Source organism: Streptomyces sp. MK37H (genome assembly GCF_018035285.1).
Lineage (GTDB): Bacteria > Actinomycetota > Actinomycetes > Streptomycetales > Streptomycetaceae > Streptomyces > Streptomyces endocoffeicus.
On sequence record NZ_JAAAYH010000401.1, the window covers coordinates 1 to 8,378 of the forward strand.

Here is an 8,378-nt window from a genome sequence, read left to right on the forward strand (position 1 = left end):
ATGGACGAAGGGCGGCTCGACGCGGAACGGCTGACCCGCTACTACCTGGAGCGGATCGAACGTATCGATCCGCTTCTGCACGCGGTGATCGAGGTCAATCCCGACGCGCTGCGAGAGGCCCGGCGTCTGGACGCCGGGCAACATCCCCGTGGGCCCCTCCACGGCATGCCCGTTCTGCTGAAGGACCTGGTGGAAACCGCGGACCGCATGCACACAACGGCCGGATCACTCGCCCTGGAGGGCCTCCGGCCGGCAAGGGACGCCACGGTCGCGGCCAGGTTACGCGCGGCCGGTGCCGTCATCCTCGGCAAGACCAACCTGAGCGAGTGGGCCGGTGGGATGTCGCTTACCCACCACGCCGGCTGGAGCGCCCGCGGTGGGCAGACCCGGAACCCCTACAAGCTGGATCGGTCTCCGAACGAGTCCAGCTCCGGTACGGCGGTCGCCGCCGCGGCCAACCTGTGTGTCGCCGGGATCGGTACCGAGACCAACGGTTCGATCATCGACCCCGCCTCGGCGAACTGCGTCGTCGGGGTGAAGCCGACCGTTGGACTGGTCGGGCGCGGCGGAGTGATCCCCGGCGTGCCCAGCCAGGACAGTGTCGGCCCGATCGCGCGCACGGTCCGCGACGCCGCGATCCTGCTGGGCGTCCTCGTCGGCATCGACGACCGTGATCCGGCGACCGGGGCGAGCCGTGGCCACTTCCATCGTGACTACACCCGTTTCCTGGATGCCGACGGACTGCGTGGTGCGCGGATCGGCATACCGCGAACCGTGTACTTCGGCTACAGCGACCATGCCGACGAGATCGCGGAGCGGGCGATCGCCACGCTGCGCGCCGCCGGCGCGACCGTGGTCGACCCGGCCGACATCCCGACGGCCGAGCGACTCGAGGACCTCCCCAGCTCGAAGATCGTTCAGGTATACGAGATCAAGCGCGCGCTGAACGCCTATCTGGCCGGCGCCCCCGGCGACCACCCGCGCGGCCTGGCGGAGCTGATCGCCTTCAATCGCGCACACGCCGACCGCGAGCTCCGCTATGTGCGGCAGGACGGTCTGGAGGCCGTGCACCGGCTGGACTTCACCGAGAGCGAGTACCGCGAGGCGCTGGCCACCAACCACCGGCTGTCGCGTGCCGAAGGCATCGACGCGGTGCTACGGCGCTACCGCCTCGATGCGTTGGTGATGCCGACCACCGGACCGCCGGCCAAGATCGACCTAATCCGCGGGGACAGCTACGGCGGCGGCGCGTCCACGCCCGCCGCACTCGCCGGATACCCCGCGATCAGCGTCCCGGCAGGTTTCGCTTCCGGCTTGCCGGTCGGCCTGACGTTCATGGGCACGGCGTGGAGCGAGCCGACCCTCCTCCGCCTGGCCTACGCCTACGAGCAGGCCGGCCGGGTCCGCAGAGCGCCGACATACCGCCCCGCCGACGTGGGCTTCTGACCCGGTGCGCGATGTGCGGCACCTGGTCAGGCCAGGCGTGGTTGCAGTCGCGCGGCCACGGCGGGCGACGAGCCACTCGTGCCGACCCGCCGGTTCACGCCCTCGTCCGGTATAGCGGATGAACCAACTGCAGGCCGGCCGGGTCGCCCACCGCACCGACATCCCCCCGGTGCACCTGCACCTGATCGAGGATGGGCCTGGCCACTGCCTGCACGGGCCCTTGCGCCGGCACAACCGCCGCAGTGCCGCACTCGAGCACTGGATCACCGCTGTCGGTATCGACCATCCCGCTCACCCGGCTGGACCCGACGCCGTCCACATGGACTTTTACCCCGGCAACATGCCGGCAGCCGAAGGATCGATCACAGGAATCATCGACTGGGACGGGGCCGCCCGCGGCGATCACCGATTCGACCTGGTCACGCTGCGCTTTGGCATCCACGTCCTCAATGTTGATCACCCGAATACGAACCACTCCTTTGGTACGTCCGCCCTCTTCGCGCAGGCGGAGGTGAGTCGGCAACTGCGGCTGTGATGGCGAGGGGATAGCGGCCCCGGCAGCGCCGGCCGGTCCGGCTCGGGCCTGCGGTCGGCCGGCCGGGAGGTTGGTCGCCGGACCGTGCCTGTCCCTCAATGGAACTCCGGGGGACAGGCGGTGTGAGCTGCTTCCGGGAGGGTGCGGGTGATCCGGTCGCGCATCGGCCGTACCTCCTGGCCCTGGTAGGTGTCGGGAATCTGGCCTTTCCGCCGGGGGACGAGCAGCAGGAGGTGGTCCCCAGCGGCGTATGCCTCGGCGGGGTCCGCGACAGCGGGGTCGGCGAGGTCGAACCGTGCCGTGGCAGGGCCTGTGCCGGGCTTGAACCACCGGTCCACGGACACGGTTACCTGTATCCGGCCATGGTCGGCGGGGCGCACCGCGGTGAGGTCGCCCTCCACTACGGCGTTCGCGCAGGCGAGAGCCTGCGGGAAGGTTTGTCCTCGGCCTGCGGTGTCGGGATCGGTTCCGGAGCCGCCGTCGGCGGTGACTGTCACTGCCACGACGATGGTGGCGGTGCAGACGGCTGCCGCTACGGCGAGTGCGGCCCGGACACGCCACCGCCCGCGCGGAGGGCGAGCCGCCACCGGGGCGGTGGGGACCGATGCTGCGGGGTCCGGGCGCCCGGCCTCGTCCCCGATCAGCGCGAACGCCCGTCGCAGCCGGGTCTCCTCAGTCTCGGTCGGTTCGGTCACCGTGGATCACCTCCGTCTCGCGCAGCCGGGTGCGCAGCGCGGCCACGGCCGTGTGCAGGCGGCTCTTTACCGTGCCCTCGGGGATGTCGAGCAGCCGGGCGATGTCACGTACCGGGAGATCGGCGTAGTAGCGCAACGTCAGTACCTGACGCTGGTGGCGGGGCAGGGAGCCGAGTCCGTCCGCCACCGCGAGGGCCAGTGTGCGGTCCTCTTCGGTGTGTTCGGCTACGGCCTGCCGCGCCCAGCGGGCGGCGAGCCGGGCACGCAGCCCGTCGTCGCGCGCGCCGGCCCGGTGCCAGTCCGCGGCGACGCGGGAGGCGACGACGCTGCTCCACGCGGAGGTGTCGCGGACCGCCGCGCGGGCCGGATCGGCGCGTTGTTCCAGCAGCTTCAGCCGTACCTCCTGCACTCCGTCATCGAGGTCGCCCCACGGCACCCCGCCCAGGGCCAGGATCGCGCGCACGCGCGAGACGTCCACGTCGGTCCTGTCGGGCGTGCGGGTGTCGGGGGTGTGTCTGTCGGGCCCGCGGGGGGCAGTGGTGTCGGCGCGGCGCCCGATACGGCGTAGTGTACGGCGGCGTCCGGTCATGCGTTCCCTCCCTGTCCTTCCTAGGACGGAGGAGCATCCGGAAACGTTCGGCCGAGCCGGGCGATGAGCGGCCTTCCCGCAGAGCAGGGGCTTTACGGGAAGCCTCTGCCCCGCACCTGGGGCGCGGGGCAGAACGGCGTCTGCCTTGCGGATCAGGCGCGGTTGCCGCGTGGTTGCGCGGAGCCGAACGTCTCCGGCTCATGCGGCTGAGCCGCTTTCAGTTCCTGGACCAGGGCGTCCTTTCCGTGTCCGCCCAGCTGGTCCTCCAGCCCGGCGTCGTCCCCGGCCTCCAGTTTCGCGCTGCGGGCCTGAGCGGCCGTGTGAGTGCGTCCTTCGAGCTCGCCTATGACGCCTGCGTCGAACGGCACTTCCGAGCCCTCGCCGGGCCCGCGCCACTGGCCGGGTTCCGGGTCCGGGGGAGCAGGCGGCCGCCTCCCACCTGATCGCCATGACGTACCGGTGGCCCGGCTCGACCCGCGGCTGGTCGATCAGCGCCATCTTCCTGCGCTTGCCGGTGTCCCCGTCCTGGAACTGCCAACCCATGGCGCTGTACTCCCAGGTGTCCACCGCCGGACGGTGTGCGCTCGGCCGGGACCACAGCACCTTGTCGACCGTCAGGGCAACAGCACGGCCAACGGTGCCCTCCTCGCGCCCCACCTCCTGCTGGGTGGGCGCGATCTCCTTCTCACTGGTGGCCGAGACGACAAGGATGTGCTCGGCGTAAGTGCCGAGGAGGGCGAGGCGGGTCCTGCGACCCGGCAAGTCGAATTCCAAGGGCCGGAGCTGACCCCGATTGCAGCCGCCTGCCTTGACGAGCGGCGGCAAGCCCACGATGGAGGCCACCTCGATGAATACGACAGCAGGTTCGGGATCACAGCCGATCTCCCCGTCTCGGGGTGGGAGGGCCATGACCCCGAGCATCTGACCTCTGGCGAGTTCGAGGCGGCCTGGGGCCCTGCCCGTCGGCAGATCGCGGCCCGGCCACGCTGAACTTTGGCCCCGTGGCTTCTTGACATCATCTCAGCATGGCCTCAGCTCTTCCCCGCACCGTCCGAGCCGTCGACACCGGTCAGCTCCTCGACCTGGAACAGGAGGCCGCCACATATGGCTTCAGCCAGCGTCTTCCGGTCGACTGGCTCCGAGAGCACCTCGCCGCCGACGCGAGGCAGTACCTGTTCCCGGCACTTGTGCACCGGCTCCGCCACCGTCCCGAAGTGTCGCCACAGTGGAGGTGTGAGCTACTGCTGACCGTCAGCACCGGCGAACACATCCGGGGTCTCCTCGACGTCCTTCCCGACGCCTTCGACAAGATCCCGGAGACCCTGGACACGGCGTCCAAGAAGGACATCGTCAGCCGCATCGATCGAGCCGTAACCCAGCGCGAGTGGGCAGAGCGGATGGCAGCCGATGCCGGTCCCGAACACATGCCACGGAACTGAGTCAGGCATCATCGCGGCCCATCATGCGCTGCCGCTCGACTGGCTCGAGTACGGTTCCGGCCCCGGCTCCGGGAGATGTGCTGCCGCGCGGCGGGGGAGCAGCAGCGGGGTCGCCAGCAGGAGCACGCCGGCCAGGGCGATGGCCGTACGCGGGCCGAGCAGGCCGCCCAGCACGCCCCAGACGGCCGTCAGGAGCGCGGTCGAGGCCTTGGTCGTCACCGCCCAGGCGGACAGTGTGCGGGCGACCCGATCGGGCGCGGTGCGCTCGAGGCGGTAGGTGGCGTAGACGGGGTTGAAGACCCCGCAGCAGAAGATGAGCCCGAGTTCGACGCCCATCACCAGCAGCAGCCCGCCGGTGCCTGGTCCCAGGAAGGCCAGACCGACGGGCCAGATCGCGCGCAGCGCCCCGACCACGCCCAGGACTTGGTGCTGGCCGAACCGGGTGACGAGCGGTCGGGCCAGCCTCGAGCCGAGCAGCCCGCCGATCGAGGGCGCGGCGAAGGCGAGACCGTACTGCCACGGTGCGAACCCGAGTCGGCCGAGCATCAGGACGGCCAGTAGCGGCTGGGCGGCCATCACCAGGCCGTTGAACAAGGCGGTGTTGAAGAACAGCGGACGCAGCGTCGCGTCGGCGAGGATGTAACGCCAACCGTCGAGCAGGTCCCCGGCCCGCATGCGCGCGGTCTCCCGGCGCTCCGGGCGCGGCTCGTGCCCGCCCATCGCGCGGATGCCCAGGGCCGAGAGCAGGTAGCTGACGGCGTCGGCCACCACCGTCGCCACCGGGCCGAGGAGCTCGATCGCGGCGCCGCCCAGCGGCGGTCCGATGATCGTGGTCGTCCAGGCCGTGGACTCGAACCGGGCGTTGGCGACGAGCAGGTCCTCGGCCGGAAGCAGCGTCTTCAGGTACGCGCCGGAGGCGGCCCGGAAGGTGATGTCGGCCGCCGCGACGACGACCGAGACCAGCAGGAGCTGGAGGAAGGTGAGCGCGCCGAGCGCGAACGCGGCGGGGACCGTCAGCAGTGCCGCGCACCGCACCAGGTCCATCGTGATCAGCACCGGCCGCTTGCGGCGGAACTCCATCCACGGGCCGAGCGGCACCGCCGCTGCCGCGCCCACCGCGGCCCCGACGGAGGAGAGCGCGGCGACCTCGGCCGGTCCGGCGTGCAGCACCTGGATGGCGAGCAGCGGGAACGCGCCGAAGGCGAGCCATGTGCCGAGCGCGCTGGTCCCGTACGCGCCCCAGAGCCACCCGAACCGCGGCCCCAGCCGATGCCCGAGCAGATGTCCCAGTCGGTGCCCGCTCCTCATACCCGACGCCCCCTCGCCACTCATTCGCACAACCGATCCGCGATCGGAAGCATCAAAGCGAGCGCCAGACCCAGGGATCAAACAACCGCGGGGCCGCCTGCCACAACCGATGGTTGTGAGCCTAGGGTTTCGGCATGGACCTCGACACCGTCCGGACCTTCGTCGTCGCCGCCGACGCGCGGCAGTTCCAGGAGGCCGCCGCCGAGCTTGCGGTCACCCAGCAGGCCGTTTCCAAGCGCATCGCCGCGCTGGAGCGCAATCTCGGCGTGCGGCTCTTCACCCGCACTCCGCGCGGCGCCGAGCTCACCATCGACGGGCAGGCGTTCCTGCCTCACGCGCGCGAGCTGCTGCGCGTCGCCGAGCGCGCGGTCTCGTCCGTGCGCACCGGCCGCCGTCCGCTGCGCGTCGACGTGATCGCTTCACGCGTCGCGCCGTCCGGTCTGATGCGCGGCTTCCACCACGCGCACCCCGAGATCGACCTGGACGTGGTGATGCTGTTCGATGTCGAGACGGCCGTCGCCGCCATCCGGTCCGGTACGATCGACGCCTCCTTCCGAGCCGTCGCCATGCCCGGCCGGCCCCTTCCCGAGGACATCGAGTCCGTCCGGGTGCTCGACGAGCCGCTCCAGCTCCTCACCGGCCCCGGCCACGCGCTGGCGGGCGCCCGGTCGGTGCCCCTCGCTCAGCTCGCCGGGCACCGGATCTGGATGCCCGGCATCGTCCCCGGTACCGAATGGGCCGCCTACTACGACGACCTCGTCGCCGAGTTCGGTCTCACCATCGAGGCGACGGGCCCCAACTTCGGCTCCGACGCGCTCCTCGACACCATCGCCGACACCCCGGCCCTGGCCACCTTCATGAGCGAGCAGACCCGCCTCGTCTGGCCCGCCGGCCACGGCCTGCGCCGCATCCCGGTGACCGACCCGACGCCCGTCTACCCGCACTCGCTCCTCTGGCACCGCGATAACCCCCACCCGGCGCTGGCCACCCTCCGCGCCCACCTCGCCACCACGGCAACCGGCCACGACGCCGCCGGGACCTGGGCACCGGACTGGGTGATTCCGCGCTGAACGCCGCCACGACGGCCTCGACGCTGGGGCCGCTACGGCACCGGCACGCTGCTGTCAGCGTCACCGCCGTCTGGTTCCAGCACCTCCTGTGAACCCATCCCGGAAACAGCCCACAAGGCCCGAAACGACGGTCCCCAGCGGTCTCAGCCGGACACCGCGCGCAGCGCCCCGGACCGGCGGCCCGTCAGCCGGTCCAGCGCGGCGGCGGAGGCGTCGTCGGCGGGGATGTGCACCACCAGGCGCTGATCGTCGTCGGCGGGCAGCTCCAGCGTCTCGTACGCCAGGCGGAGTTCCCCCTCCTCGGGATGGACGAGACGCAGGACGCCGTTCGCCCTCGGCAGACCGGGCAGGGTCGCCACCCGTTCGGCGAAGTCCGGACCCGCGGTCACGGTCAGCTCGTCGGCGACCGCCGCGATATGGGGGTCCGCCCGGAACGGCCCCTGCTTGAGTGCGGCCACCTGGTCATCGGCGACCCGGTCCCAGTCGGGGTAGGCGGTGCGTGCCCGCGCGTCGGTGAAGACGTAGCGGACGAGGCTGGGCGGGCCGCCGTCCGCGCCGTGGGCATCGAGGAGCCCCAGCGGCCGGGTGAGCCGTTCGTACGCCTCCGTCCAGGCCAGGAGCTCGCCCAGCCCGTTGCGCAGAACGGCCGGGGCGGGCTCGAGACGGTCCAGCAGCGCCCGCACAGTGGGCCGCACCGTACGGCCGGGCACCGCCCCGCCCCGGCAGGTGAACCCGCCCTCGGCGCCCTTGGAGAGCCGGTGCAGATGGACCCGCTCGCTCGCGGTCAGCCGCAGCGCGTCGGCGAGCGCGGAGAGCACGGGCGCGGACGGTCTGCGGTCGCGCCCCTGCTCCAGCCGGGTCACATACTCCACGCTGACCCCGGCGAGCGTGGCCAGCTCGGCCCGGCGCAGCCCCGGCGTCCGGCGGCGCGGCCCGGTGGGCAGCCCCACGTCGGCGGGGGCCACGGCCTCGCGGCGGCTGCGGAGGAAGAGACCCAGCTCGTTGTCGCTCACCTGGTGAACGTAACAGCCGCGCCGGTGCGGATCGTGGCCGTGCCACTACCAGTCTCGGCCCGGCCTTCCTGGCACCCGGTGGCCCCGGCAGATTCGAAGGCGATCCAACGGACCCCGGCACAAGGAAAGGTGCAGAAGAACCATGCCCATGGAGCCCCCGAACGGTGGACCCCTCAACCTCGCGGTGATCATCGGCAGCGTCCGGGAGGGCCGCTTCGGCCCGGTGGTCGCGAAGTGGTTCGCGGAACGGGCTGAGGAGTACGGCCGCTTCACGGTGAACCTC

At 71.7% G+C, this 8,378-nt stretch carries 11 protein-coding genes and 1 pseudogene; 7 read left to right on the top strand and 5 right to left on the bottom strand.

The genetic code is table 11. The features are described 5' to 3' along the window. Both GWI24_RS35760 and GWI24_RS35765 read left to right on the top strand, forming a co-directional pair. Window positions 1–1,446, top strand: a 1,446-nt coding sequence (locus tag GWI24_RS35760) for an amidase (protein ID WP_210950198.1), incomplete at its 5' end; no start/stop codon positions are given. A 118-nt stretch (window positions 1,447–1,564) separates the two neighbouring features. Next, complete coding sequence (locus GWI24_RS35765) at window positions 1,565–1,981, top strand: phosphotransferase (protein ID WP_210950199.1); 417 nt, start codon at window positions 1,565–1,567, stop codon at window positions 1,979–1,981. 95 nt (window positions 1,982–2,076) lie between these two features. Here the strand turns inward: GWI24_RS35765 and GWI24_RS35770 are convergent, their stop codons facing one another. The 3 genes from GWI24_RS35770 to GWI24_RS45820 form a co-directional block, all read right to left on the bottom strand. Further along, a complete protein-coding gene (locus GWI24_RS35770; RefSeq protein ID WP_210950200.1) occupies window positions 2,077–2,676 on the bottom strand; it encodes a hypothetical protein in 600 nt (199 codons plus the stop codon). Further along, entirely contained in the window at window positions 2,654–3,265 is a 612-nt protein-coding gene (locus tag GWI24_RS35775) for a sigma-70 family RNA polymerase sigma factor (RefSeq protein ID WP_210950201.1), read from the bottom strand. The genes GWI24_RS35770 and GWI24_RS35775 overlap by 23 nt, the downstream gene beginning before the upstream one ends. Window positions 3,266–3,417: 152 nt before the next feature. Then, window positions 3,418–3,633 (bottom strand): hypothetical protein, encoded by a 216-nt coding sequence (locus tag GWI24_RS45820; RefSeq protein WP_247617327.1) that lies wholly within the window; start codon window positions 3,631–3,633, stop codon window positions 3,418–3,420. An 80-nt stretch (window positions 3,634–3,713) separates the two neighbouring features. Here GWI24_RS45820 and GWI24_RS45825 point away from each other — a divergent pair, with 80 nt between their 5' ends. The 3 genes from GWI24_RS45825 to GWI24_RS35785 are packed head-to-tail and all read left to right on the top strand — an operon-like array spanning window position 3,714 to window position 4,704. Then, window positions 3,714–3,989, top strand: a complete 276-nt coding sequence (locus tag GWI24_RS45825) for a hypothetical protein (protein WP_247617332.1) — start codon at window positions 3,714–3,716, stop codon at window positions 3,987–3,989. Further along, window positions 3,977–4,255: a hypothetical protein gene (locus GWI24_RS45830; RefSeq protein ID WP_374103374.1), complete on the top strand. Its 279-nt coding sequence runs from the start codon at window positions 3,977–3,979 to the stop codon at window positions 4,253–4,255. Before GWI24_RS45825 ends, GWI24_RS45830 begins: the two co-directional genes overlap by 13 nt. Before the next feature lie 35 nt (window positions 4,256–4,290). Next, on the top strand, window positions 4,291–4,704 hold the full coding sequence (locus GWI24_RS35785) for a hypothetical protein (protein ID WP_210950202.1): 414 nt from the start codon (window positions 4,291–4,293) through the stop codon (window positions 4,702–4,704). A 21-nt stretch (window positions 4,705–4,725) separates the two neighbouring features. Here GWI24_RS35785 and GWI24_RS35790 read toward each other — a convergent pair whose 3' ends face one another. Beyond that, window positions 4,726–6,012 (bottom strand): MFS transporter, encoded by a 1,287-nt coding sequence (locus GWI24_RS35790; RefSeq protein WP_210950203.1) that lies wholly within the window; start codon window positions 6,010–6,012, stop codon window positions 4,726–4,728. Between the two features lie 134 nt (window positions 6,013–6,146). Here GWI24_RS35790 and GWI24_RS35795 point away from each other — a divergent pair, with 134 nt between their 5' ends. Next, window positions 6,147–7,082 (top strand): LysR family transcriptional regulator, encoded by a 936-nt coding sequence (locus GWI24_RS35795; protein WP_210950204.1) that lies wholly within the window; start codon window positions 6,147–6,149, stop codon window positions 7,080–7,082. Window positions 7,083–7,225: 143 nt separating this feature from the next. On the opposite strand, the gene GWI24_RS35800 is transcribed toward GWI24_RS35795, so the two are convergent. Further along, a complete protein-coding gene (locus GWI24_RS35800; protein WP_210950205.1) occupies window positions 7,226–8,095 on the bottom strand; it encodes a helix-turn-helix domain-containing protein in 870 nt (289 codons plus the stop codon). A gap of 148 nt (window positions 8,096–8,243) precedes the next feature. Here GWI24_RS35800 and GWI24_RS45835 point away from each other — a divergent pair. Further along, a pseudogene (locus GWI24_RS45835) lies at window positions 8,244–8,378 on the top strand (NAD(P)H-dependent oxidoreductase); the annotation flags it as partial.

Excerpts from the sequence above, each read along its gene's own strand:
- GWI24_RS35775 (WP_210950201.1), bottom strand. The coding sequence starts at position 3,265 with ATGACCGGACGCCGCCGTACACTACGCCGTATCGGGCGCCGCGCCGAC.
- GWI24_RS45825 (WP_247617332.1), top strand. The coding sequence starts at position 3,714 with ATGACGTACCGGTGGCCCGGCTCGACCCGCGGCTGGTCGATCAGCGCC.
- GWI24_RS35785 (WP_210950202.1), top strand. The coding sequence starts at position 4,291 with ATGGCCTCAGCTCTTCCCCGCACCGTCCGAGCCGTCGACACCGGTCAG.
- GWI24_RS35790 (WP_210950203.1), bottom strand. The coding sequence starts at position 6,012 with ATGAGGAGCGGGCACCGACTGGGACATCTGCTCGGGCATCGGCTGGGG.
- GWI24_RS35765 (WP_210950199.1), top strand. The coding sequence starts at position 1,565 with ATGAACCAACTGCAGGCCGGCCGGGTCGCCCACCGCACCGACATCCCC.
- GWI24_RS35795 (WP_210950204.1), top strand. The coding sequence starts at position 6,147 with ATGGACCTCGACACCGTCCGGACCTTCGTCGTCGCCGCCGACGCGCGG.